Annotated in this window: 24 protein-coding genes and 2 tRNA genes; 11 read left to right on the top strand and 15 right to left on the bottom strand. The window is 36.9% G+C overall.

The genetic code is table 11. The annotated features are described in order from the left end of the window. Window positions 1–10: 10 nt before the first annotated feature. Window positions 11–1888 (bottom strand): potassium transporter Kup, encoded by a 1878-nt coding sequence (locus H7R46_RS01210; RefSeq protein WP_002117080.1) that lies wholly within the window; start codon window positions 1886–1888, stop codon window positions 11–13. A gap of 118 nt (window positions 1889–2006) precedes the next feature. Here H7R46_RS01210 and H7R46_RS01205 point away from each other — a divergent pair. Next, a tRNA-Ser gene (locus H7R46_RS01205) sits at window positions 2007–2096 on the top strand. 68 nt (window positions 2097–2164) lie between these two features. Here the strand turns inward: H7R46_RS01205 and H7R46_RS01200 are convergent. The 4 genes from H7R46_RS01200 to H7R46_RS01185 all read right to left on the bottom strand — a co-directional run bounded on the left by H7R46_RS01200 (window position 2165) and on the right by H7R46_RS01185 (window position 7276). After that, complete coding sequence (locus H7R46_RS01200) at window positions 2165–2623, bottom strand: hypothetical protein (protein WP_005066983.1); 459 nt, start codon at window positions 2621–2623, stop codon at window positions 2165–2167. Window positions 2624–2941: 318 nt separating this feature from the next. Beyond that, window positions 2942–5422: a DEAD/DEAH box helicase family protein gene (locus H7R46_RS01195; RefSeq protein ID WP_005066982.1), complete on the bottom strand. Its 2481-nt coding sequence runs from the start codon at window positions 5420–5422 to the stop codon at window positions 2942–2944. 273 nt (window positions 5423–5695) lie between these two features. Further along, window positions 5696–6571, bottom strand: coding sequence for a TIR domain-containing protein (locus tag H7R46_RS01190; RefSeq protein ID WP_005066980.1), 876 nt, complete (start codon window positions 6569–6571; stop codon window positions 5696–5698). Window positions 6572–6718: 147 nt separating this feature from the next. Then, entirely contained in the window at window positions 6719–7276 is a 558-nt protein-coding gene (locus tag H7R46_RS01185; protein ID WP_005066978.1) for an NAD(P)H-dependent oxidoreductase, read from the bottom strand. Window positions 7277–7392: 116 nt separating this feature from the next. Here H7R46_RS01185 and H7R46_RS01180 point away from each other — a divergent pair, with 116 nt between their 5' ends. The 3 genes from H7R46_RS01180 (at window position 7393) to H7R46_RS01170 (ending at window position 8405) form a co-directional block, all read left to right on the top strand. Next, window positions 7393–7728, top strand: a complete 336-nt coding sequence (locus H7R46_RS01180; RefSeq protein WP_005066976.1) for a winged helix-turn-helix transcriptional regulator — start codon at window positions 7393–7395, stop codon at window positions 7726–7728. Between the two features lie 27 nt (window positions 7729–7755). After that, a complete protein-coding gene (locus H7R46_RS01175; protein WP_005066974.1) occupies window positions 7756–7974 on the top strand; it encodes a DUF6500 family protein in 219 nt (72 codons plus the stop codon). 77 nt (window positions 7975–8051) lie between these two features. After that, a complete protein-coding gene (locus H7R46_RS01170) occupies window positions 8052–8405 on the top strand; it encodes a hypothetical protein (RefSeq protein WP_005066971.1) in 354 nt (117 codons plus the stop codon). A 28-nt stretch (window positions 8406–8433) separates the two neighbouring features. Here the strand turns inward: H7R46_RS01170 and fosLL are convergent, their stop codons facing one another. The 3 genes from fosLL to H7R46_RS01155 all read right to left on the bottom strand — a co-directional run bounded on the left by fosLL (window position 8434) and on the right by H7R46_RS01155 (window position 10188). Then, a complete protein-coding gene (gene fosLL / locus H7R46_RS01165) occupies window positions 8434–8841 on the bottom strand; it encodes a fosfomycin resistance glutathione transferase FosLL (RefSeq protein ID WP_005066968.1) in 408 nt (135 codons plus the stop codon). Between the two features lie 48 nt (window positions 8842–8889). Beyond that, window positions 8890–9453 (bottom strand): tetratricopeptide repeat protein, encoded by a 564-nt coding sequence (locus H7R46_RS01160; RefSeq protein WP_005066965.1) that lies wholly within the window; start codon window positions 9451–9453, stop codon window positions 8890–8892. Between the two features lie 186 nt (window positions 9454–9639). After that, complete coding sequence (locus H7R46_RS01155) at window positions 9640–10188, bottom strand: TetR/AcrR family transcriptional regulator (RefSeq protein WP_005066964.1); 549 nt, start codon at window positions 10186–10188, stop codon at window positions 9640–9642. Between the two features lie 1040 nt (window positions 10189–11228). Here H7R46_RS01155 and H7R46_RS01150 point away from each other — a divergent pair. Then, window positions 11229–12131 carry a helix-turn-helix domain-containing protein gene (locus tag H7R46_RS01150; protein ID WP_005066962.1) on the top strand — a complete coding sequence of 301 codons (903 nt, stop codon included), beginning with the start codon at window positions 11229–11231 and terminating at the stop codon, window positions 12129–12131. A gap of 111 nt (window positions 12132–12242) precedes the next feature. Then, window positions 12243–13244, top strand: coding sequence for an aldo/keto reductase (locus tag H7R46_RS01145; protein WP_005066960.1), 1002 nt, complete (start codon window positions 12243–12245; stop codon window positions 13242–13244). 46 nt (window positions 13245–13290) lie between these two features. On the opposite strand, the gene H7R46_RS01140 is transcribed toward H7R46_RS01145, so the two are convergent. After that, complete coding sequence (locus H7R46_RS01140; RefSeq protein WP_005066958.1) at window positions 13291–13686, bottom strand: hypothetical protein; 396 nt, start codon at window positions 13684–13686, stop codon at window positions 13291–13293. Window positions 13687–13710: 24 nt separating this feature from the next. Continuing rightward, window positions 13711–14454: a hypothetical protein gene (locus tag H7R46_RS01135; protein ID WP_005066955.1), complete on the bottom strand. Its 744-nt coding sequence runs from the start codon at window positions 14452–14454 to the stop codon at window positions 13711–13713. Between the two features lie 229 nt (window positions 14455–14683). Between H7R46_RS01135 and H7R46_RS01130 the strand changes: the two genes are divergently transcribed. Then, a complete protein-coding gene (locus H7R46_RS01130) occupies window positions 14684–15571 on the top strand; it encodes a DMT family transporter (protein ID WP_005066953.1) in 888 nt (295 codons plus the stop codon). Here the strand turns inward: H7R46_RS01130 and sxtR are convergent. Further along, window positions 15568–16488, bottom strand: a complete 921-nt coding sequence (sxtR, locus tag H7R46_RS01125) for a multidrug efflux pump transcriptional activator SxtR (RefSeq protein WP_005066951.1) — start codon at window positions 16486–16488, stop codon at window positions 15568–15570. The two genes, H7R46_RS01130 and sxtR, sit on opposite strands and share 4 nt — an antisense overlap. 140 nt (window positions 16489–16628) lie before the next feature. Here sxtR and sxtP point away from each other — a divergent pair, with 140 nt between their 5' ends. Beyond that, complete coding sequence (gene sxtP, locus H7R46_RS01120) at window positions 16629–17873, top strand: multidrug efflux MFS transporter SxtP (RefSeq protein WP_005066949.1); 1245 nt, start codon at window positions 16629–16631, stop codon at window positions 17871–17873. A 124-nt stretch (window positions 17874–17997) separates the two neighbouring features. Beyond that, window positions 17998–18073 (top strand) — tRNA-Thr (locus H7R46_RS01115). Between the two features lie 640 nt (window positions 18074–18713). Here the strand turns inward: H7R46_RS01115 and H7R46_RS01110 are convergent. The 4 genes from H7R46_RS01110 to H7R46_RS01095 all read right to left on the bottom strand — a co-directional run bounded on the left by H7R46_RS01110 (window position 18714) and on the right by H7R46_RS01095 (window position 22587). Further along, a complete protein-coding gene (locus H7R46_RS01110; protein ID WP_005066916.1) occupies window positions 18714–19136 on the bottom strand; it encodes a GFA family protein in 423 nt (140 codons plus the stop codon). A gap of 8 nt (window positions 19137–19144) precedes the next feature. Continuing rightward, window positions 19145–19972: an SAM-dependent methyltransferase gene (locus H7R46_RS01105; protein ID WP_025469775.1), complete on the bottom strand. Its 828-nt coding sequence runs from the start codon at window positions 19970–19972 to the stop codon at window positions 19145–19147. Between the two features lie 4 nt (window positions 19973–19976). Further along, window positions 19977–21275, bottom strand: coding sequence for an FAD-dependent oxidoreductase (locus tag H7R46_RS01100; RefSeq protein WP_005066911.1), 1299 nt, complete (start codon window positions 21273–21275; stop codon window positions 19977–19979). A gap of 439 nt (window positions 21276–21714) precedes the next feature. After that, complete coding sequence (locus H7R46_RS01095; protein ID WP_005066907.1) at window positions 21715–22587, bottom strand: pirin family protein; 873 nt, start codon at window positions 22585–22587, stop codon at window positions 21715–21717. Between the two features lie 277 nt (window positions 22588–22864). Here H7R46_RS01095 and ycaC point away from each other — a divergent pair, with 277 nt between their 5' ends. Together ycaC and H7R46_RS01085 are read left to right on the top strand one after the other, a co-directional pair. Beyond that, a complete protein-coding gene (ycaC, locus tag H7R46_RS01090; RefSeq protein WP_005066904.1) occupies window positions 22865–23491 on the top strand; it encodes an isochorismate family cysteine hydrolase YcaC in 627 nt (208 codons plus the stop codon). Window positions 23492–23511: 20 nt separating this feature from the next. Continuing rightward, a complete protein-coding gene (locus H7R46_RS01085) occupies window positions 23512–24486 on the top strand; it encodes a LysR substrate-binding domain-containing protein (RefSeq protein ID WP_005066903.1) in 975 nt (324 codons plus the stop codon). Window positions 24487–24497 lie beyond the last annotated feature (11 nt).

Genomic DNA, 24497 nt, shown 5'->3' with positions numbered 1-24497 from the left:
ACATCAATTTTTATATTTCGATTTGACTACCTAACTCAACCACACGGTTGGTTGGAATCTGGTAGAAGTCACTCACCGGACTGGTATTACGCTGCATAGAGATAAACAGTTTTTCTCTCCATGGAGACATACCATCACCCACCGAATGAACAATACGGTCGCGCGAAATAAAGAAGCTGATGTGCATTAAGTCATATTCAAGACCAAGCTGTTCATAGGCTTGCATCAATGCTTTTGGTACATTCATTTCATCTTTAAAACCGTAGAAGATTTTAATACGGAAGAAATGTTCAGCTAAAGTTTCAGTCGTAATACGCTCTTCTGGCGCAACAAACGGTACATCTTCAATCACTACAGTGACCAAGATATTACGCTGATGCAGTACCTTGTTGTGCTTGATGTTATGCAGCATGGCATGTGGCACAACGTTCGGTGTACCTGTCATAAAGACTGCATCACCCGGCACCCAGTGCACGCTATTACCAATACTTTTCACAAACAAATCTAGAGCCAAAGTGTCATGTTCAAGCTTAGCAAAAGTAAGCTCACGACCACGTTTCCATGTCATTAAAATGGTCACGGCAATCGCACCAATGAGTAATGGCACCCAACCACCCGACAAGATTTTAAGTGAAGTGGCACCGACCAATACCGACTCTAAAACAAAGAATGGAATAATCAGGAGCAACACTTTTGGCAGGCTCCACTTCCAAGCCGAGTAAATAAATACGGCAACCAAAATCGTGTCACAGAGCATGGTCAAGGTCACAGCTAAGCCATACGCACTTGCCAAGTTTGAACTGCTTTTGAAGATCAAGATTAGGATAATAATTGCGATTAAAAGTAACCAGTTTAAGAAAGGAATATAAATCTGGCCTTCTTCAGACTCAGAAGTATGTTTAATACTTAAACGTGGTAAATAACCCAATTGAATCGCTTGGCGTGCAAGAGAAAACACCCCAGAAATTACAGCTTGAGAGGCAATTACCGTTGCCATGGTCGCCATAATAATCATTGGGTAAAGTGCCCATTGCGGAACCAATAAATAGAACGGATTTTCAATTGCCGCTGGGTCTCTGAGCAATAATGCACCCTGTCCTGCGTAGTTTAAAACTAGGCACGGCAAAACCACAAAGAACCATGCCATACGAATTGGCACTGGTCCAAAATGCCCCATATCAGCATAAAGTGCTTCACCACCAGTCACTGTTAACACTACAGCGCCCATCACAAAGAATGTCATGATTGGATGGTGATAGATAAACTGAATGGCCCAATGTGGACTGAACATGCCTAACACCACAGGAGTCTGAATGACGCTGTGAAGACCTAATAATCCTAAAGATAAGAACCATACCATCGTGATCGGGCCAAAAAACTTACCGACAAAGGCCGTACCGTGTTTTTGCACCAAAAACAAAGAGATGATAATGGTAATCGCAATTGGCATGATGAATGGGTCAAATACATCGGTGGCAATAGACAAGCCTTCAACGGCTGACAATACCGAAATAGCTGGGGTAATAATACCGTCACCAAAAAACAGCGATGCACCGATAAAACCAATTGCAATCATGTAGATTTTTTTGTTGTCGGCAATCTTGGCTTTACGTAAGTTCAATGCGAGTAAGGCCATGATCCCGCCTTCGCCGTTGTTGTCTGCACGCATGACAATGGCGACATACTTGATGCTGATGATCAGCATTAAGCACCAAAAAATAATAGATAAAATTCCTAATACGTTTTCAGGCTGAATTCCCAACCCATGCGCTGCATGGAAGGACTCTTTCAAGGCATAGAGCGGACTTGTTCCGATGTCTCCAAAGACCACTCCAAGAGCTGCCAAAGCCGTGGCAGGCAAGGTCGCTTTTTTGGCCGTATTTTGCATTGTGTAATTAAACCAATATGATTTTTAGCGCAATCTTATCACCTCTATTATTTTTTTTCTGTAATGCTCGTCTTAAATCTTGGCAGGACTCGTTTTTTTAGTTACTATCGCACGCCTTGGTGAGGTGTCCGAGTGGCTTAAGGAGCACGCCTGGAAAGTGTGTATACGTTTGCGCGTATCGAGGGTTCGAATCCCTCTCTCACCGCCAGAATTCAAAAAAGACCTAATCGTTTTGATTTAGGTCTTTTTTATTGGTTAAATATTTTATTATCCCAATTAAGCTCCACTACCTAACTCAGTAACTAGCCAATTAGATTTTGGATTCTTTTTTACAACAGTTACAAATACAATATAGGTTCCCGCAGGGTTACCAGCAAGATCGGCATGTACTGTTTTTATCTTTATGGTAAGTGAAATCATTTTATAAAATTGTTGGTAGTAATCAGGTCTATTTTTTGCTGAGTCGTAACGAGCTTTTAGCACTTCTAGAACTTTTGAGTCTTTATAAATTTGGGGTATTTCAGCACTTCGAATGTTTAATTCCTCACCTGACCAAACATATTTATATGCTGTGGCTAAATCTCCACTAGAAAGTGAATTTAAAAAGGAAATAGCAACTCGACTCGCTTGTTCTTTTTCAACGTTAACCTTTTTCTCGTATGCCTTACAGGCTAAAAATAAACATAGTCCAGCAAGAAGCAGTCCAATAGTTATAAAGATTCTAGACTTTAGCATTTGGCTTCCTTTCTAATTTTTAAAATGCCGTATTAAGAAATAGTCTGAACAAAATTAATTTACAGAAAGACTCAAATCGCTTTGATCAAGGGCTTTTTAAAATTCTACACTTTGCAATACAAATTAGTTCTTAAAAGAAATTAATTTATTAAATATTGTTTATCGATGTAACCTATTCATAAATACATTGTGAGTTTATATTTTTTAAATAACTGAGAATCTATAACTAAATTTAAAGAATTTATAGATTTCTAATTTTTAAGAATTATATTTTATTTTTAATAATGTAAGCCGTACTAGAACGGCTTACACAGTCAATTAATTAATAACTTTCTTCAGATTCTTAAAGTATTTTTTTAAGATGGAATTCGAGTCTAAACCTCTAGCTTGTAACTCTGTACTAATCTGTTGAGACTGGGTTTTAGACCCTTCTAAAATACTAGTGTAGAAAGTTAATAAATCATTTAATAAACTCTCAACATTTTGTTGATTCATGATCAAAGTATCATCAGTATAAAGAGCATCATGATTAGTTTTAAGTATATCCGTCACTGTTACTGGGATAATCGTGGTTAAAGGAAGATAGTGCTCTTTTGCCCATTGTGTACTGACCGCTAATTGACCAGCATCATGTTTAGATAAGGCCCCTATCTTGTTATGCTTAACCTCTATAACAAAAACTTTATTATCAAGATACCAACAAACATCTGGGCCATGTGACTCTTCCATTTCTGGATTAGATGAATCCGCACCTAGATACTTTCCTAATGATTTAAAACTTTTTTCAATTATTTTACTATTTGTATCGTTAAAACCAAAGTTGTCTTTTAAAGTTTTAATCTGCAAAATAATTGCATTCAACTCATTAAATTCATTAATTAAGTTCGCAATATTAATACCAGCTGGAGTTGACTCCTTTAAGACTTTTTTTGGAAGTAATGTATTTGGCTTTAATAATTTCGAATTCATATGACGAGCTTTAACTTGAATTTTTTGGCTCTCATTAAAGTCATATAGTTTCACTACTCTAGCTAAATTTTCTAGTAGTTTCGCTTTAAACTCTGAATCTTCTAATTTGTTTATGGCACTATTAAAACTTTCTTTATTTTCTAAATATTGCTGGTTAAAAGAAGACTCATAATAACGTCTTTCTTGCTTTGCAACTTCAATTAAAGTTTGATTAGGATTAAAATCCGTTTTAATAATTTTTTTCATTGTCCCTGCGTAAGTTTGTTTCCAACCCACATCTCTAGTTAAACAACTACTAATAACATCTTTCAAAATTAAAACTTTATCACCACTTGAAGATTGTACTTTCCTAGTAATTTTTATACCCAGATCAAGCTGACAAATAGTTTCTTCACTTAAAGCTTCCCGACATTGTTTGTGTGCAATAAATGAACTTAAATCATTTCCAGCTAATAATACTACTGCATAATCAACATGGGAGCGCACAGCTCGTCCCATACCTTGCTCTATACGAAAAATATTTTTCTTACCCTGCCCCCCAATATGACCTAAACACTCGGAATCATATTTATCTATTAATCTTTCTCCAAAAGGTATTTCATCTATCACCAGAATACGGCATAAATCATCAGCAAGATCTAATCCTTCAAATCTTTGAGCCATTACATAAAGCCCGTTTTTAAGATTGGAGTTTTTGAGGTTAGTCAGTTCCTCACTAATATTTTCACTTGTTAAAAGAGTTGCCCCTTCTTTCGTCCATATCTCTGCTTGAGGAGTAGAAGAAGTTAAAACAAAAACAGTATATGAGTCACTAAAGTCTTTACAAATACTTATAATTTTTTCTTTGTTAAATTCTGTAGAAACCAAAGAAGGCACTAGAATCATTCGTTCGCCAATACCTTTATCCGATTCAGGACAAACTAATGAGTTCAAACATTCAGGATTTATATCTAATGTACGGATAAAATTATCATAATCGCTTAAAGTAGCGGACATAAATAATCTATGTTTTGCTTTTGCATAAGGTTCACTTTTCTTTATATTTACAATATCCGAGGCAATCTCGAATTTATTTTCGCTTAGAACACAACGACATAGAGCCAAATCATTTATAACTAAAGGGTAAGAGAATTTATAATTTTCTTTATACTTTTCTAATATACTTATAACATCCTCTATTTTATCGCTCCAAATCCAATAAGGGATTTCGAAACTAGAATTACTATTTTGTAAATTCGTCCATTCGATAGAATCATAGCTTTTACAAGCATCATTGAAAAGCTTATATAGCTCAGTATAACAATCTCCTTCGCCAGAGAGAGTATATTGTTTCTTTATTATATCTACGCCGCTATGAGCATCATCGAATACAATCGCACATGGGTAAATATTATATTTTTGAAAAGTATTTAATCCGTTAAAGAATTTATCATAAGTTGAAATTATTATCATTTCCCCTTTCATAGCATCGTGCTCAACATAACGATCGCCTTGTCCATAAAAGGTAAATGGCAACCCTAAACAACTCGCTTCACGGGCAACTTGTTCAGCTAGTTGTAAATTAGGAACTAAAAATACGATAGGTTCCTCATATTTTTGACCAAAATACTTCAAATAAAGTAATCCAATTGTAGTCTTACCTGACCCTGTACTTAGTTTAAGAATAATATCCTTTTGACTTATTTTCTGGTCTAGTAAATTAATACATTCTAGCTGTACTGGTCTTAATGCAGCATGTGAACTTTTGGCATCTAAAGACTCATATGTATCCATAATATTATTAATTTGGATTGATTCAGCGTCATCATAAAAACTATTAAAAAAGGACATTCTTCCCCCTATTTATTTGTATTTTGTTTAATAATTACACAAAAAAAACTTTAGGTCACTATTATTTAATATTTTTTAAACTTAAGATATTTAACTTTTGTCGATAGGCATGGATTGTATTTTTATTCTAAGATTATTATCTTTGGTTATTAATCTGATTAATTCTTTCTTCACAGAAATTAAAAAGAACTTAGAACTTTTGAATTAAGCCTTTTTTATCCGATTAGACTTTAATATATTAATTTTAGATATAATTAAAACTATAATATTTTATCAAAGCTTGTTCAAATCAATGTCATACCCCTGGGCTTTCATTTCTTTAGCAATTCTATATTGCCAACTACCAGAGGCATCATATTGTTCATAGATGACACCTGATAAATCATTGGGCATTTCTAAGAGTTGATCAGACTTTTTGATAGCTACTACTTTACTCATTCCAAGAGTGCCTATAAGCAAGCCATGTTCAAAAATTACATTCTGACGCGCTCTTGCGGCCATTTCAGAAGTTTGCTCTAATTCTTTGCTAATTTGACCCAGATCATCGGGAGTATATAAAACTATTCCAAAACCAACTTGTGGATCTGAAGCTAAATCTAATAACTTTTGAATAATAGTTCTACCTTGATTAAGATGCTGATTAAGAACTATTCCTTCCAAAGATAATTTATATAGAAAATTTTGTACCTCATGTATTAAAGCATTGTCACGTCCATGAACTATAAATACTTTTGAAGGTGCAACAGCTTTAGTTTTTGTAGTTAGCTTTATATCCGTTTTTTTCGTACTTTTAGCATATTTAATTAAGTCATCAGTTAATTCTGTTTGTTTTAAAATTGCTGCCTTTAAGTCATTAAAATAAACGCCCACCACAAGAATATTAGAACCTCTCTCAGCAGCCTCTCTACGTGCCTCCTCCTGTTGTTCTAGTATTTCTGCAGATATTTGACTTTGAAAAATACGTAATCGTTTAATGTGATCTATAGGAATTGTTCGACCATTAATCAATATAGGTTTACCTACTTCATATGGTTCTATATATTTAGTTCTAATCTCATCTAAATCATTTAGATTAGACTTAATCTCAACCTGTTCTGGTATTCTTTTATAAAACTTTTCATCTAAATCTAGAATTACATGATAATACATAGTTCTTATGCCATTTCTTTTTAAATTTCATATAACTATATAACACTAACGTTTAAAAAATATAAATAGTTTTTACTTATCAAATTATTTCAGATTAAATTAACTAAAGACCCAAACTCTCACGTTCAGGCCTTTCTATCTTTAAACTTACTTAGACAACGCTAACAACCTCTGAACATATTCAATCGCATTATTTTCTATGTCTTGTTGAGTCGGAATAGCATCATCTGGTGAAGGGTTTGTATCTAAACCATAAAATGCATGAAGCGGTTGATAGTCCGCCCCAATATATAAAGCTGTTAGCTTAAATGGAGTAAAAATCTGCTCTAAAGAAAGCTTATATTCACCATATTCTGAATAGACCTTTTCTTTCACACCAGCAGACACAGCCAACATAAATTTTTTATTTTTAAGTTTGTCACCTGTTGAGCCGTAAGCCCAACCATAAGTCACAACTTCATCAATCCATTGTTTCAAAAGCGGTGGACAGTTAAACCAATACACTGGAAATTGAAATACCAAATTTTCGTGCTCTTCGACTAGTGCTTGTTCTTTGGCAACATCAATCACCCCATCTGGGTAAGCTTGATAAATTTGGTGAACCGTAAATTGGTCTGAGTGTTTTTCTAGTTCCTCTACCCATCTTTTATTTACAACAGATTGGTCTATGTGAGGGTGAGTAACGATGACTAATGTCTTTTTCATTATGAAAACACTCTTATCGAAAAGTTGATAAATCGATTATAGAAGTGTGCTTCCCTAAATATAAGTACGGTAATTTGTGTTATATACTATACTAAAAGATAGTGTAGATTTTAAAAATGACTGAATGCGTTCCATCACATACACCATTAGAAGAGACAGGTTTTGGTTACACCCTTTCTTTGATTAATGGTAAATATAAAATGATTATTATGTATTGGCTGTATGAAAAAAATGTCATGCGTTTTAATGAGATGCAACGCTGCATTGGCAATATTTCATTTAGAACACTCAGCAATACACTTAAAGAGTTAGAAAGAGACGAGCTTATTATTCGTAAGGAATATCCTCAAATTCCGCCTAAAGTTGAATATCGCCTTTCAGAAAGAGGACAGTCTTTGATTCCTTTATTAGATATGATGTGCGATTGGGGCGAACGTAATAAGTCGTCTTAGTTTTATAGACTTGAAGTGATACTAAATATGAGAAATGAATTAAGAGAAATTTTTATTAAGGGATGCGACGATAAAATTGAAAAGAAGGGAGACAATGTTGGTCTGTCTTTTTATGCTTTTTTTAAAAATAAGAATGATAACCCTGAGTTACTGATGGAAGCAGCACATTGGTGGATTATGGAGCATAAGTTAGATCACTTCGAGAAGGCCGTTAAGATTAAACAATTGGTTTTGAGTGAACAATAAAAGTTAGAAGAAAAGACTATTCAGAAAGAAGATAGTCTTTAATTCCTATACTAGAAATAAAGTGAGAAAGGATAAAAATGTTTATAAATACTTTATCTAGTTTGCTTGAAAAATTAGCCTCAAAAGAAAATTTAGATGAATGGTATTTATCTACTTTCATTGATGAAAATGTTTGTTCGCTATTACCACCTGAAGCTTTTAAGTTTTCTTCACATGTTATAAAGCTTCTTAAAAATGATGCTCAACCAGACTATACCTATGAATTACTCACCATTTTATTAGCTCTACAACGTCAGTCTGACACAACACAAGCACCCGAAATTTTAAAAAATAGCCCTAATTTTTTTGATGAATTTATTAAAAAAAAACCTGAAAAATATATTCTAAATTTAGCTTATGAGTTAGCTCAAAACTATCGAATAAAATTATAAATTTTAGTGACTCAAAGTACTTTAATAACTATTCATCAAAAAAAACCATTCCTTCATAAGGATTTTTTTTGCAGCTCTCCAAACGACTAGATAGATTACCTAGATGAACCTCCAACTTATGCCCATCGGGATCTAAAAAGTATATAGATTCACCTTCGCTTTGATTATTTTTCCACTCACGTATGTTCAGCAATTTAATTTTCTGGCGAAATGCATCTATATGATCTTCACTAATACTAAAACAGTAATGTGTATAGTCTGAAGTTATACTCACCTCATCAAGTGATAGACAAAGCCATAACTCTCCAAGGCTCAAATAAGCTCCTTTATTCCACTTGGCTCTGGGAGTAAAACCTAGAACATCCTTATAAAAACTAAAACTACGATCAACATTTGCTACTGAAATAGTTAGATGATTCAATCCACTTAATTTCATAGATGCTTTTCTCTTTTTAAATGGAACTCGATATAAAATATAAAACTATTAAATCTTTCCTTTCTCACTCCAAAATTTTGCAGTCTCTAAATTTTTCTCTACGCCCAATCCATATTCATACATAAAGGCAATATCTCTCATAGCCTCTTTATTACCAAGAGCAGCAGCTTTTTTACGTAGCTCTAAGGCTTTTTTAGTATCCTTCTCAACTCCGTCACCGTTACTATATAAGTTAGCTAAACCAACCATACAATCTGCATCATTTAGTTGAGTTCCTTTGGAAAACCACTTAAAAGCTTTTTTATAATGTTCATCAGCATCTGTTGGATCCATATCTCCAACAAGACCAGCGTAAGTCGCATATCCCTCACCAAGCCATTGCATTGCTTTTACATTACCGCTTTCGGCTGATTTAGTTGCCCAGTATTCCGCTTGAGTTTCATTCTCTTCGATACCCCATCCATATATATAAACATCTGCTAACTCTAGTTGAGCTGATGTATCACCATTTGTAGCTCTCTTTAATAGGTCATCTGAGAACATTGGATTAGCAAATAAATTCATTGAAAACATTAGTCCTATAGTAATGAAAAGAATTTTGAAGTTATTCATGTCTAACCTTAAATAAAATAGTTTTTTCTAACCTTTATAATTAATCAATAATATATGAGAGCTATTTAAATTTAATGAATTAAATAATAACCTCTCGTATAGCGAAAATATTTATCTTTAATCTGTTTGCTATTTAAAATTTCTTTTTAATTACACTAAAGCCCAACTCCCGTCGGGCCTTCCCCATCAAACCCGCTTTAAAAAATACTCAAGTAATGCGTCTCTGTCCTTTGCCTGATCTGAACCTAAAAGTCCAAAAATCGCGCCATCAATCATAAATACAAAAATATCAGACTCTTCATATGTTGCTCTTTTTTTAGATTCCCTCAGTACCCAAAAAATTTCATTTTTAAGCCAGCGCCTATATCTGAGTGCAGTCCGATAGGCATTTGGATAAAGCTTTTTAATTTCAAAAATCGCTTTAAACAAAAGGTAGTACGCACCTTTTAAGTCGGCATGTAACAGATAAATTTGCCTGAGCTGATGAACCAAATCTGGATATTGGTGAGATTCGCTTATCGCCCTCACTTTTTCTTTTAACTGCTCTTTTTGAACCATTAAACACATTTCAATCAGTCTTTCTTTTGAGTGGAAGTAGTTGTAAAAGGTGGCTTTGGGGATTTTGGCTTCCTCAATAATTCGATCTATCCCAATGTAAAACCCATGTTGAGTAAATAAATCTTTTGCCGCGTGGAGCACGCGTAATGCTCTAAATGATGCTTCTAAATTTGGCATTTTTATACCGTTTAAAATAATTTTTTGTTGTATGTAAAAGAGATAGAAATGCCGTCGCTCTTAAATTGAGCGCTAAAAACAGGCATGCAAAAGCCGCACAAAAATGGTGTGCTCGCCTATCTCAGGTTTTATTGTTGCTATGATTTTTTAGTCGTAATGACCTATGGCTTAAAACCTAGAGTCGGTTAAACCGTTTTAAAGACCAGTTGGGTATAGAGTCAAAGATTGTGGCAAAGGTTGCCAAAGAGAGAGATGAAATAGTACGCATGTGCGGACTCCTTGTGTGTAAAGGAGTTCTACCCGATCACTGTCAAATGATGGTGGTAGAACGAGAGAAGGTTGACAGACTGACACACAAGAATCAGCACGCACAAGGCGTCCCTCCCTCGCCCTACCGCTACGAAGGGGGACGAACGAGTTCGCCACCAAAAAGAGAACTTTTTGATGTCTTGTGTGTTATATCGATCTGTCAAAATCGGCTGGCAATGTAGGCCAGCAGGCAAAGGATAATCCGCGTGTTTTGGAGTGTCAATGTAAGGTTGAATAGAAATTGGTTAAATAATTATTGTTGTTTATTCAATTAGATATTTAAGCTAAAAAGACCTTCAACTTAAATTTAACGATATCATCATAATAGTAAAATTGGTGGCAGGACGAAAAGAGGTTAGCAGACTGGACACACAGAACCAGCACACTCGAAAGTGTCCCCTTCTCGCTCTACCATAGAATGGTGGCAAAACGAAAAGGGGTTAGCAGACTGGGCACAGCACCAGCACACTCGAAGGTGTCCCCTTATCGTTCTACCCTAGAGTAGTTTGCAGACAAAGAATAATTCTCAAGTTTTTAAGTGTCAATGTACATATATTATTAATTTATAAAATATTTTTTATTTCTATTAGCTTTTTTTTTCATTGTTAATTTATCATTCATTTTCAAACCCCTTAAATGAACCGATTGATCGCGCTATAAATAAAAGTTACAGTAAATAAAGTTTGAATTTTATAACTTTAAATAAATTGATAACGCATGCAGGCAAAGACATGGAAACCATACATGATTTTTATCGCCGCTTTTCTTTAACCAGAGATAGCGATTACTCGGTTCCATCAACCTCGTTTGGACATTTTAACGTGTTCCAACGCGATGCTTGCTCGTTTCTCACACCTTATAGCCGCCGCGATTATTATAAAATTTCACTGGTTTTAGGCACAGGCGAACTTCACTACGCCAACCGCTGGATACGAGTCGACCGCCCTGCTTTACTGTTTTCAAACCCAATGGTGCCCTATGCATGGGAAATTAATTCGCCCGAACAAGCAGGCTGGTTTTGTCTATTTACCGAAGAGTTTGTAAACCAAGAATCGCGACAAAGCTTTTTAAAAGACTCACCGCTATTTAAAGTCGACGGCGACCCGCTATATTTTTTAAATGACCAACAGGTTGAAGAAATTTCATTTATTTTCAAAAAGATGATGAATGAAATAAATTCAGACTATATTCATAAATACAACGTTTTAAGAAACTATTTGCACCTGATTGTGCATGAAGCCATGAAAATGCAACCAACCCAACAGTTTGAAAAACATAGCAATGCTGCGGTTCGGATTTGCCATTTATTCTTTGAATTATTAGAGCGCCAGTTCCCGATCGACTCGCCCCATTTTCAGCTTAAACTCAAAACTGCAAATGACTATGCCTATGGCCTGTCTGTGCATGTGAACCATTTAAATCGAGCTGTAAAAGAAGCTACAGGTAAAACCACGTCTGAGCATATTAGCTCGCGCATTACGCAAGAAGCTAAAGCGCTGCTACAACACACCAGTTGGAATATTTCCGAAATTGCCTATAGCTTAGGCTTTGAATATTCAGCGTATTTCACCAACTTCTTTAAGAAAAATACCGGCTTTTCACCTAAAAAATTCCGAGAAGACTATGTGGCCTAAAAACAGATTGTTTGAATTTTATAATTATTGGTTTGAATGTTATACGTCAGTTTGAGCCAAAACATTTTATAGTTTTTCTACTCAAGTGATTTTGCAAAAAGAGTGTGAAAAATGAAATATAGAACTTTAGGACAAACAGGCGAAAAAGTATCAGCACTTGGCTTAGGTTGCATGGGAATGAGCTTTGCCTATGGTGCCTCAGACGACACACAAAGCATTGCCACTCTAGAAAAGGCATTAGACCTAGGAATTAACTTTTGGGACACCGCCGACATGTACGGCAACGGCGCAAACGAAGTTTTGCTCTCAAAAGTTTTAGAAAAACATCGCGACAAAGTGTTCCTAGCGACCAAATTTGGCTTTCGTTATAAAGAAGACAACCTCAACCCACAAAACTCTTTAGAGTCTTATATCGACGGCTCACCTGAATGGATTAAAGTTGCGGTCGAAAACAGTTTAAGACGTTTAAATACAGACGTGATTGATTTGTATTATGCACATCGCATTGACCCGAATATTCCAGTTGAAGACACCATTGGTGCAATGGCGGACTTGGTCAAACAAGGTAAAGTGCGTTATTTAGGACTCAGTGAAGCGTCGGCTGAAACCATTCGTAAAGCACATGCGATTCATCCGATTGCAGCAGTTCAACATGAATACTCGCTACTCACCCGTGAGTTTGAGCAAACCCATTTGCAAACCATTCGCGAGTTAGGCATTAGCCTTGTACCGTATTCACCACTATCACGTGGTTTAATCACCAATACGCTTGATGTGGGCAACCTAGAAGAAAACGATTTCCGTCGCCAATTACCACGCTATCAAGGCGATAACTGGAAAAATAACCAAAGCTTGGCACAAGCATTTAGTGACTTTGCCCAAAGCAAAAACGCGACAGCGGCTCAACTAGCTTTGGCTTGGATTTTGGCGCAAGGTGACGACATTATTCCAATTCCGGGTACGCGTAAAATCGAGCGACTTGTGGAAAATGCGGGCGCTGTAGACCTTCATTTAACAGCGGCAGATTTAGCAGAAATCGATGCGATTATTGCGAGATATCCAAACATGGGCGCACGCTATAACGCTCAGCAACTTGCAGCGGTGAATCACTAAAATCTAAGCTATAAAAAAGTCCGACTTAGTGTCGGACTTTTTTTATTTAGTCTTTGCTATATGTGCCTTGTTGGCGTCCACCTTCCCAAATCGCGTCTAAGGACTTGTCAGAAATCTTTAGACTTTCAGGGAAAATGCTTAAATCCTTTTTAAATTTAGAGTCTGGTTTTAAACCAATACAGTCTCCATTTTTCCACCATGTGCCTTCAGCATATTGATCTAAAGCACCAACAGCGAGCATCCATTGAAACTTGCCGTTTGGTTGAAGTAAAAGCTCTGAACCGACTTCCATCACGCCATTTAAATAATAGTGCCCACTCCATGCCTGATCGGCCTTTTGGAATTTCACTTCTTTACATGTTGTATTTTCCACATCCGCATAGACCTGAGCAGACAAAATAACCGTAGAAAGAAGTAGTAAAGGTGCAAATATATTTTTCATTATTTAGTTCCTATATGTTTAGTCTTATTTTCCAGACTCAACTTTTAAATACGTTCCATCTGCATAAACGTTATGTCCAAAGCCACAACCCGACTCACCTTCGCTTTGTTTAACCTGAATATAATTTCCTAATTTTGCATTAGATTTAAAATCGAGCTGAATACGGCAGTCCTGATCTTTATAGACAATTTGCTTTTTATTGCTCGGCATTTTGGTGTCAAACTCACCCATGTTTGGGCCATAAATTAAGCTTCTAAGTCCCATATATAAACCAGCATAGCTAATTGCATATTGGCCCTTCTCACGGCTTACCGTGATGTGATCCCACTCCCCAAAACCGGAGTAACGGACATATTCACCTGATAGGTCATTTGATGCTTTAGGTGTAGGTAATTGCTTAAGATTAAACTGACTCGACTTTGATTTTTCATCAAGCATAAACCACGATCTTGCCCAAAGTGGCTGACCCAATTTGGCATAGGCTAAGCCCACATTATTGTTGGCAACTTCAATATCACGGTCGGTAAATTTAACTGTGGTTTCATCTTCATTGGCCTTACAAAAAGCAGTCCAAGAGGCTTGATTCTGGAAATTTTCGAGCGCTTTTTTATATTGTTTTTGGTCGTAGAATTTCTTACCTAAGCTCGCGTATTGCTTCACTTTATTACAGCTTTGTTGTAGTTCTTGTTCAAAAGAAAACTCTGCATGAGTTACCGTTAAAGCCGAAAGTGTAAGAACCGCGCAGCCTGTAATAATTGATTTAATCATTTTTAAAATTCTTTAATAATTAACTAATTATATAATATGAGCTGGCACTCTAAATCACAATTATTTGAAACAAAAGTCTATAGAATGCCTTTACTCTTAAATAAAAATTTATTAAATCAATTCAAAATAAATCATTGAAAATATTAAGCGTTAATTGGTTATTTTTGTTGAATATTCATCCAAAAAATATTGTAGACTGCATGCGTAAAACTTAGGAAGAATTATAAGAGTGAATAATCTAATTATTGGAAGCCTATTTGCGCTTTGTGCAGCTGCACTCAATGCCTCTATTGGTGTAATTAGTAAATTACTCATGCATAGTGGTTTAAACCCACAAGACATTGCCTTTTTAAAAACCATTATCGCCTTTTTCTTTTTAAGTGTATTTTTATTTAAAGTGCCTGTTAGCCAAAAGATTGCTTTTATTAGCAGCACGCCAAGTAAAATCAGCGTTTTTGCTCAAATTGCCATATGTGCTTTTTTAGGGATTTTCTCTTTATTCTTTTTCGAAACCATTGCCTATAACCACGGTGCTGCGGCTAATGTGGTAGTGGTACTCATGGCTTCGGCTGCCATCTCTGCCCTATTTTTTGGTCGATTCATTTTAAAAGAAAGCATCTACATTCATTCGCTTATTGGAACATTATTGGCTGTCGCGGGGATTAGTATCATTTCGTGGAAAGGTGAAAATAGTCTTTTAATGCTGATCAATGCTTCTGTTGCCGGCACAGGTTATGGCCTATTTTCGGTTTTAGTGAAAAAGTTCAAATTAAACGGCGGCCTGTTTCTGACTAAATACTTACTGCTGTTTGGTAGTGTTTATCTTGCAGTTCCGTTTTTAGTAAATTTGCACACCATAAACTTTAATAGTGACATCATTTTAGGTTTGATTGGTTTAGCTGTGCTGCCGACCATTCTCGGCTTTTTCTGTACCACTAAAGCGTTGTCTTATATGAGCGCCGCAAAGGTACAAGTGACCGAGCTTTCAGAACCTATTTTTGCAGCGCTTATGGCTTGGGTTTTTATTCATGAACAGCCGACTTTATCGTTTTTATATGGCGCGATTTTTATTATTTTCGGCATCTTTTTAATGAATAAAGCGCCGAAATCAAACTAGCCAATTTCATATATTTCGTTGGCGTGGTGACAAGCCACTTGCACCACACTGGCAAAATTAATTGCCATTTGTGAAGGGGCATGTTTTTTATAGGCAAGCCCTAAGCCTACCGTAGGTACAGGCGCTTTCAAAGAGCGATAAGCCACACCCTGTATTTGCAATTGTTTGGTCGACTCGGGAACCAAAGACACTCCTAAATTTGCAGACACTAACGATAAAATCGACACAATTTGCGGGGCATTTTGTCCAATTTTCGGTTCAAAGCCACGCTCATGACAGGCTTGTTTAATCGCATCAAAAAGCCCTGCACTAATGGATGGTGGCGAGACAATAAAATCAAGCTCTCGTAGCGCCGTTAAATCAATTTCTGATGATGCATCGTCGAGTTGAAAAGTCTCGGAAGGTAAAGCAGCGATGAGGGGCTCTGCTAATAATTCTTGAATAATTAAACTATCTGGAATGTTGCGAGGTGGGCGAATAATCGCGACATCTAAGCGGTCTTCGAGCAATAAATCGATGAGAAGTAAGGTGTTGGCTTCTTCAAGTTTTAAATTCACTTTCGGATATTGCTGCTGGAAATAGCGAACACATTTAGGAATTAAAGGGTTCAACATTGAAGTACCTGTAAAGCCTAATCGCAATTGGCCCACTTCGCCATTTGCCACTTGCTTAACAAGGTTCGCTGCATCTTCTACACGCTGCTGTACGGGCTGAATGGCATTTAAAAAGGCAAGCCCCGCTTCGGTCAGCTCCACCCCATGAGGCGAACGAATAAATAAATCTGCACCCAGCTCTTCTTCTAAGTCTCGTATTTGCATGCTTAAAGGCGGCTGGCTCATATTTAAGCGTTGCGCAGCTTTGGTAAAGTTTTTTTCTTCTGCTACCGCTAAAAAGTAGCGTATATGTCTGAGTTCCATCGCTATATACAAAACATATCATGACCCATTGTTAAATATATTAGAAAAATACCACTCAAATTGCTAATTTTAATTTATCGAATTTTCTCGATGCAGCACGCCTCCAAAGCACTGCACTTTCTTTCTGTCATGGTCATGATATGAGTTCTTCATCTACACCCAGTACCTTAAGCACTGAGGCAACTTCTGTTCTTTCCCGTGAGTGGATTCACAAAGGGACTAAAGCCTATAAACACGCAGGATTTGCTTTATTCCTGGTAGGTTTTGCCAGTTTCTCACTGATTTATTGTGTGCAGCCACTCCTGCCCGCATTTAGCCAAAGCTTCCAGATTAGCCCTGCGAGTAGCTCTTTAGCACTGTCATTAACGACTGCCTTTTTAGCGATTTCGATTGTACTATCAAGCGCCTTTTCACAAGCCCTTGGCCGCCGCGGTGTAATTTTTACATCAATGCTGTGTGCAGCAATTTTAAATATTGTCTCGATGTTTACCCCTAACTGGCACAGTTTGCTGATGGCACGTGCGTTAGAAGGTTTATTGCTTGGTGGTGTACCCGCAGTGACAATGGCTTGGATTGCCGAAGAAATTGCGCCTGAGCACCTCGGTAAAACTATGGGTTTATATATTGCAGGTACGGCTTTTGGTGGCATGATGGGCCGTGTCGGTATGGGTATTTTGGTTGAATATTTTTCGTGGCGCACAGCCCTAGGCTTACTTGGAGCAATCTGTTTTATTTGCTCAATTGCCTTTTTAAAACTACTGCCTGCTTCGCGTAATTTTGTGCAGAAAAAAGGGCTAAATTTAGATTTTCACATGCAAATGTGGCGTGCTCATTTAACCAATACAAAACTATTCCGTCTGTTTGCCATTGGGTTCTTGCTGACTAGTGTTTTTGTGACCTTGTTTAACTATGCCACTTTCCGTTTAAGTGGAGCGCCTTATTCACTTAGTCAGACGCAAATTAGCCTTATTTTCTTGTCGTATAGCTTTGGCATGGTGTCTTCATCGTTGGCAGGAACGCTAGCCGAGCGTTTCGGTAAAAAAACCATGATGATGAGTGGCTTTGCTTTAATGATTGTGGGAAGTCTCATGACCCTACTCAGCTCGCTTTTTGGCATTATTATTGGTATTGCATTTATTACTACAGGTTTCTTTATTACCCACTCACTTACCAGTAGTTCTGTTGGTGCTGAAAGCAAACAAGCTAAAGCCCATGCTAGTTCGCTCTATTTACTGTTTTACTATATGGGTTCAAGTATTGTCGGCTCGGCAGGTGGTTGGTTCTGGCTACACGGTGGTTGGAGTGCCATTGTAGGCTTAACCGTTGTACTGTCATTACTTGGGATATTTTTAGTAATTTATACAAAACACGCGAAAGCGCATTAATGTGTTGAAGCCCTAACTTTTTCAGGCTAAACCCAATGAGAATTTAAAAATGATATGAAAAAATTTAAATGCTCATTTTTTGGCTTGTAATTTTTTTAAGAAACTGTAAAATTCACTCCACGTTGCCGGCATAGCTCAGTTGGTAGAGCAACTGACTTGTAATCAGTAGGTCCACAGTTCGAATCCGTGTGCCGGCACCATCATTAAACCTCATGAATATTTGATTTATGGGGTTTTTTGTTGTCTGTAGATTTTACAATCTACCTTGTGACTCTATTGTCTTAGGTGGCAAAGAAATTCGTTAATAAGAAATGAAAAAAGCCCAACATCCTGTTGGGCTTTTTTCGTATTTCGTTACTAGGTACACTTCCTGTAATACCTCACGTCCTGATGCTTAAACTTATTATTGTTGTTTTACGTTTCGGAACTTCCTGTTCCTGATGAGTTCATCATAGGCAATTTATCACGTCATAAAAAGAGGTCAATTTCCCGAATATATGTACGAAAAAGCGTACATGGTTCTTTTAAATTTAAAACTTGATTTACTATCATTGAAATAAAAATATGAATTTATAAACAAGTTCTGTTCGTCAATTAAATAAGAAGACGATATAATGAGTTTATTACTTTATTTCTAAAATAAATTTAAAAACAACAAGGAACGAGATGTTTACTTTGCCATCAAATCTTTTTCAACCTTTAGTGACCATACTTGCATGCCTTATTATTATTGTAAGTAAAATGCCTCAGCTAAAATTTAGAAAAACCATATTATTTTTCGCCATTGTCAGCTTTACTTTAATCTGTACTTTGGCAATATTTGGCTTCTTTAATTAAGCCTTATTTCTTGCTCTTCTCTATCATTTTTTCAAAATGTTTAAGGTTTGGGTTCAACGTATCCCATGCATAGGCTTGGCTCACAAACACCTCTGCTCTAGGCTGATAGAGACTCGGGTCATCCAAAGTACCTGCACGTATTGAAATCATTTCAGGTGCAATTTCAGGTAAGCCAAAAAGCTGAGAACCACACGTCGGGCAGAATGCTCTTTTAATAGCTCGACCAGAAGATCCCAAAGTCTCAAAATATTTCAGCTCACCACTTACTTTCAATTCAGACTGGTGAAAAAAAGCGATTGGTGCATATGCTGAACCTGTTGCCTTTTGGCAATCTCGGCAATGGCAATTAAAGCTATAACGTGGCTCTGCTTCACTTTGGTAGCTCACAGCTCCACATAAACACGATCCTTGATATTTGGCTGACATAGCTCATCCTATTTTTTTATTGCTGTGATTTGAATATAACGTACATATCCATTTTGGTAGAGTTGTTGGCATAACTTTGCAGTCATTTGAATTTTAAAATTTGCCAATCCTCGGCTTTGCTTTTGTCCTTGTTGATTTTGAATATATTGCGAAAAACCGAGTAACACTTGCTTAGATAAATCTTCAATTTGAATATCGACAAAACCTTGTTGTTCCAAGGTAGCTCTGAGCATTTTTTCATTTGGCACAGTATCCCAAGCGACATTTGCTGCTTTGAGTAAATAACAATGCTTTTGTTCTTGTAGAGCGGTCATGTTTTGACATGAATCGGCACGCATTAGGTAGTGAAAACCTAATCGTCCTTTTGAATTTAAAACTGGAGCGATGGAATCTAGAAATGAATTTAAATTGCTGTGATAAGCGGCATCGATACACAACACCACATCGAAGCAATGTTTAAATTCAAATTGTTTTAAATTTAAAAATGAACCACAGAAAATCTGGCTTATTTCGGGAATAAGCTTTTGAATTTTATGGACACATTGGGCTTGTAAGTCAACTGCACTGAGGCTTTTAGGCTGATAATGCTGTAACCAGTGCAACAAACTTGCACCCTGTCCGCAACCTAAATCCAAGAGATGATCTTTTGAATTTAAATTGACAGCTTGTGCCAAATGGTCAGCCAATTGGCAACAAGCTTCACGGTAGTTTTGAGTATTTTTCCAAAAACCCAAATTTGTCCAAGCAAGCTCCCCATCATCCCCTAAGCTTGATGCATCAATTGCATATTTATGGGGAATGAGTCGAGAGAGAGCTGCTCGAACTTTTGTTTTCACAATTTTAGTAGCCGAGTTCTGGGGCAACTTCCACCTTAGGTTTTAAACCTACAAATGGTAAAGGTGCACCTAAAATTTCAGCAATATGCATGGCAGAAGTAACTGCTGACTCTAAAATTGGCAAGCCATCACACGACCATGAACCACAGTAGAATACTTTACGGCTTGGGTCTAAATGACGTTGTTGCAATTCTTTGTTTAAAGCAACCGTTTGTGAGTCTACAACTGCACGCGTTAAAGTCACTTTTGAAATAACTTTTTTAGGGTCAATATCAACCACTGGACGCCAAGTTTGGAATACAGGATTTTTACCCACGAGTGTTGGCTCAACCGCATTCATCCAAACTGTAAATTGCTGACGCGTAAACTTACGGTCCATCATGTAGCTCAACACTGACCAGTCTTTACGGCGTGGCGGCATGACTGTCGCATCGGTATGAATCACAAGATCGCCTTGTTCAAAGCGGAATTGCTTAAGCAAGTTCATATCTTCTGCAAACTGTTCAGGATTTAAAAACTCATCGATTTTAGAAGTTGGCGTTGCAACAATCACTCGATCAAATAAGTTTTGTTCACCTTGGCTGTTTTCAACCAGTACTTTTTCGCCTTGTTGCTCAACTTTCTTAATTGCCGATCCGCTATGGATATCGATGCCTTTAATCAAGCTATCTACAAATGCAGGTGTACCACCCTTCATGCGCAATAACATGTCGCCATCAGTTAAGTGACGTAAAAACTCAAGTAAGTTTTTTGCAGGCCAATCACCAATTGTTTTTGGATTACACGTACAGATTGTATAGAGCACTGGCATGACCACACCGTGCCAGAATACTTCTTCAATATCGTTCTGATTAATAAATTCAGCGAGGGTAATATCTTGATTTTTAGATTTAAAAAACTGGTGAATCGCAGTTTTTAATTGCAACATCCCTTTCACAAGACGCCAGCCATATTGCTGAATGCCTTTACGGTTATTAATAATCGGGAAATTACCAATACGGCTACGAGAAGTCGTTAACCATGTTTCCGTACGATCTTCGAATAACCAGCTACATGACATATAAGTACGAACTGGAAAGGTTTTAATACCTAAATGAGCAGCAAGGCTGAGTGTATTTTTCCATAAGTGAGGATTCATCACACGTAGCGGTGCATCAATAATTCCACCATCGAACTCAATGCTATGGCTATCCATTCCCCGGCCAGGAAGTGCTTCAAATATCGTGATCGTATGCCCTGCATCTTTCAGAATTCTTGCTGCCGCAAGACCTGCCATTCCACTGCCAATAATTGCGATATTCAAAATGATGTCCCATTTTTCGAGAATTTTTTTGATTATCACTCATACCCCAAAAAAACACCGTATTAAAAACTACCAGATTTTTATTTTTTGCATCAATTTATATAGAAAATATTTAGCTACTAATCAGATCAAGTTTTTATATTTTTTTACAAAATCAGAGAAGCCGATAAAACCTTATATTTTTGAAAATTTAAAAAAAATCTTTTAAATAAAATAAGATAATTTAACTATTTTTATATCATTTGTTTTACAAGAATCTTTTTTTAATATATTATTAAGTCATAATAATGAGAAGCAAATCACATAAAACAATGCCGCAACAACAATGAAAACCATCATAAAAACAGAATCTTTACAGCGAAAAAGCCCGCTATTCACACTTGATAGCGGGCTTTTTATTACTTTGTTTTTAGAGGTTATTCAAATGCAATTCGGTAATTTATGCTTCTTGCATGATTGAACCGAATTTTCCACGATTAAAATCATTAATCGCTTCCATAATCTCAGCTTTGGTATTCATGACGAATGGACCATAACCTTCGATTGGTTCATTGAGTGGTTGACCAGTCAACACTAAAAATTTAGTGTCTTCTTCTGCATTTAAACTAAACTCAACACCCTCACGAGATAAAATCGCAACGGTTTTACCTTCCAGACGATTTGCATCATTGACCACAACCGCACCATCTAATATCACAACAAGCGTGGTGTGACCTTCAGGTACATAGAGAGTATGTTTTTGGCCTTTAGCCAATTTACCATCCCATACATTTAATGGGCTAAATGTAGTTGCAGCACCTTTTGCATCTGCATATTCACCAGCAATCACACGTAAATGACTACCGTGCTCGTCTAGTGCAATGTCTGGAATATCTTTCGCTTCAATCGCTTGGTATTTTCCAGGCGTCATTTTTGAATGAGCAGGTAAATTTACCCACAATTGCACCATTTCAAACAGACCACCATGCTCTGCAAATTCAGGAGAATGGAACTCTTCATGCAACACGCCTGCACCCGCAGTCATCCATTGCACATCACCGGTTTTAATGGTTCCGCCGCCGCCACTTGAATCTTTATGAGTTACTTCACCTTGGTAGGCGATGGTCACTGTTTCAAAGCCACGGTGAGGATGTGAACCTACACCTTGCTGTTCAGTTGTTGGCGAGAATGTATAAGGCGCTGCATAATCGAGTAGCAAAAATGGGCTTAGGGTTTGGCCTAAACGGTCATAAGAGAATAGGTTATATACAGGGAAACCATCACCCACCCAATGCATGTGGTTATTTTGATATGCACCAAGAAATTTCTTCATCTGATCTCTCCTATATATGTAGGATTTTCTTGAACTGGTATTGATTTTACGCCTCAATAATTGCAGTTTATAGATCAGGATTAGCAACACATTATTTCATCTATGAGACAATCATAGAATTTAATGTGCTCTTTTTAAGATCGTCCTATTTTTAAAATTCTTAATCCTATTTTTTAGACTTAATCACGACATAAAACTCAACTAGCATAATTTTAGGCAATAACGACCTACTCAATAATTTTTGATTATTTATTTTGATAACACGAGGACATAAAAAATGGCTCAAGATTACGTGCGTTTAGACAAGGATAATGCTGCGGTTCTTTTAGTTGACCATCAAGCAGGTTTACTTTCTTTAGTTCGAGATATCGACCCAGATAAATTTAAAAACAACGTATTAGCGCTTGCAGATGCTGCTAAATATTTTAATTTACCCACTATTCTTACGACTAGTTTTGAAAACGGTCCAAACGGTCCTTTAGTTCCAGAATTAAAAGAACTTTTCCCAGATGCGCCATTTATTCCTCGTCCTGGTCAAATCAATGCTTGGGACAATGAAGACTTTGTAAAAGCAGTTAAAGCGACAGGTAAAAAACAATTAATTATTGCAGGTGTAGTAACTGAGGTTTGTGTGGCATTCCCAGCTTTATCTGCACTCGCAGAAGGTTTTGAAGTGTTTGTGATTACTGATGCTTCGGGTACTTTCAACGAGTTAACACGTGATGCTGCTTGGGACCGTATGTCAAAAGCAGGTGCTCAGCTGATGACTTGGTTTGGTATGGCATGTGAGTTACACCGCGACTGGCGTAATGATGTGGAAGGTTTAGGTACATTGTTCTCAAATCACATTCCTGACTACCGTAACCTGATTTCAAGCTACAATCACAACACTAGCCAAAAATAAGTTCTATTGCCAAGATTAGAGTGCTTAAGCGCTCTAATCTTAAATTTAAATGGATTGATCGGACATTGATAAGCTCTTTTGATGATTTTTATTATTTTTATCTGGTCGTAAAACACGGCGGCTTTAGTGCAGCCAGTGATGCTGAAAATATTAGTAAATCTAAGCTCAGCCGACGCATTATTGACCTTGAAAATAAATTTAATGTCAGCCTGATTCAAAGAACAACACGTCATTTTAAAGTGACCGATTTAGGCCAAGAGTTTTATGAGGAATGCTGTAAGGTTATTACTCAAGTTGAATGTGCAGAAAACGTGTTATTAAAGCAAAAAAGTGAGCCTCAAGGTCTGGTAAAAGTAAGTTGCCCACCTCTGATGATGCATTTTCAAATTAGAAAAATTTTAAATCAGTTTTTAAAAACCTACCCCAAAGTTGAAATAGCACTCGAGCTAACCAGCCGTCGAGTCGATATCTTGCATGATGACATCGACCTTGCGATTCGGACCAATTTCGAACCCAATGAGGACTCAAATTTAATTGTTCGGGATGTAATTAAAACCGATCACTGCCTAGTGGCTTCGCCTGAATTACTGCAAGGTCGCATCATTGAACATTATTCTGAATTACAAGATTTCCCAAGTATTAGCTTAGGTACGCAAAAGCAAAATCCTATTTGGCATTTATGCAATATTCGTAACGGCGAATCGGTTGATGTGCCTTATCAACCACGAATCAAAAGTAATGATTTGGCAGGCGTTTACTATGCCGTGATGGATGGTTTAGGCATTGCCGACCTTCCTTTTTTAACCGTCGAATCTGAAATTCGTAAGGGTACGCTTATCCATATTCTTCCTGACTGGAAGTCGAATATTGGTACGCTGCAATTGGTTTATGTTTCGAGAAAAGGCCAGCGTCTTGTGGTTGAAAAACTCATTGAAACGCTGATTGATGAACTCAGGCGTTTGCCTGAAAGTCGTGATGGCTATCTATCGACTTAAAATAAAAAACC

Source organism: Acinetobacter sp. BEC1-S18-ESBL-01, assembly GCF_014169935.1.
Lineage (GTDB): Bacteria > Pseudomonadota > Gammaproteobacteria > Pseudomonadales > Moraxellaceae > Acinetobacter > Acinetobacter pittii.
This window is presented reverse-complemented; position numbering and strand designations above follow the sequence as displayed.

What these genes read in the sequence shown, in the direction of transcription:
- H7R46_RS01175 (WP_005066974.1), top strand. Translation starts at nt 7,756, where the DNA reads ATGAGAAATGAATTAAGAGAAATTTTTATTAAGGGATGCGACGATAAA.
- H7R46_RS01190 (WP_005066980.1), bottom strand. Translation starts at nt 6,571, where the DNA reads ATGTATTATCATGTAATTCTAGATTTAGATGAAAAGTTTTATAAAAGA.
- H7R46_RS01145 (WP_005066960.1), top strand. Translation starts at nt 12,243, where the DNA reads ATGAAATATAGAACTTTAGGACAAACAGGCGAAAAAGTATCAGCACTT.
- H7R46_RS01195 (WP_005066982.1), bottom strand. Translation starts at nt 5,422, where the DNA reads ATGTCCTTTTTTAATAGTTTTTATGATGACGCTGAATCAATCCAAATT.
- sxtR (WP_005066951.1), bottom strand. Translation starts at nt 16,488, where the DNA reads ATGGAACTCAGACATATACGCTACTTTTTAGCGGTAGCAGAAGAAAAA.
- H7R46_RS01140 (WP_005066958.1), bottom strand. Translation starts at nt 13,686, where the DNA reads ATGAAAAATATATTTGCACCTTTACTACTTCTTTCTACGGTTATTTTG.
- ycaC (WP_005066904.1), top strand. Translation starts at nt 22,865, where the DNA reads ATGGCTCAAGATTACGTGCGTTTAGACAAGGATAATGCTGCGGTTCTT.
- H7R46_RS01170 (WP_005066971.1), top strand. Translation starts at nt 8,052, where the DNA reads ATGTTTATAAATACTTTATCTAGTTTGCTTGAAAAATTAGCCTCAAAA.
- H7R46_RS01150 (WP_005066962.1), top strand. Translation starts at nt 11,229, where the DNA reads ATGGAAACCATACATGATTTTTATCGCCGCTTTTCTTTAACCAGAGAT.
- H7R46_RS01135 (WP_005066955.1), bottom strand. Translation starts at nt 14,454, where the DNA reads ATGATTAAATCAATTATTACAGGCTGCGCGGTTCTTACACTTTCGGCT.
- H7R46_RS01185 (WP_005066978.1), bottom strand. Translation starts at nt 7,276, where the DNA reads ATGAAAAAGACATTAGTCATCGTTACTCACCCTCACATAGACCAATCT.
- H7R46_RS01095 (WP_005066907.1), bottom strand. Translation starts at nt 22,587, where the DNA reads ATGAAGAAATTTCTTGGTGCATATCAAAATAACCACATGCATTGGGTG.
- H7R46_RS01160 (WP_005066965.1), bottom strand. Translation starts at nt 9,453, where the DNA reads ATGAATAACTTCAAAATTCTTTTCATTACTATAGGACTAATGTTTTCA.
- fosLL (WP_005066968.1), bottom strand. Translation starts at nt 8,841, where the DNA reads ATGAAATTAAGTGGATTGAATCATCTAACTATTTCAGTAGCAAATGTT.
- H7R46_RS01110 (WP_005066916.1), bottom strand. Translation starts at nt 19,136, where the DNA reads ATGTCAGCCAAATATCAAGGATCGTGTTTATGTGGAGCTGTGAGCTAC.
- H7R46_RS01155 (WP_005066964.1), bottom strand. Translation starts at nt 10,188, where the DNA reads ATGCCAAATTTAGAAGCATCATTTAGAGCATTACGCGTGCTCCACGCG.
- H7R46_RS01210 (WP_002117080.1), bottom strand. Translation starts at nt 1,888, where the DNA reads ATGCAAAATACGGCCAAAAAAGCGACCTTGCCTGCCACGGCTTTGGCA.
- H7R46_RS01200 (WP_005066983.1), bottom strand. Translation starts at nt 2,623, where the DNA reads ATGCTAAAGTCTAGAATCTTTATAACTATTGGACTGCTTCTTGCTGGA.
- H7R46_RS01180 (WP_005066976.1), top strand. Translation starts at nt 7,393, where the DNA reads ATGACTGAATGCGTTCCATCACATACACCATTAGAAGAGACAGGTTTT.
- sxtP (WP_005066949.1), top strand. Translation starts at nt 16,629, where the DNA reads ATGAGTTCTTCATCTACACCCAGTACCTTAAGCACTGAGGCAACTTCT.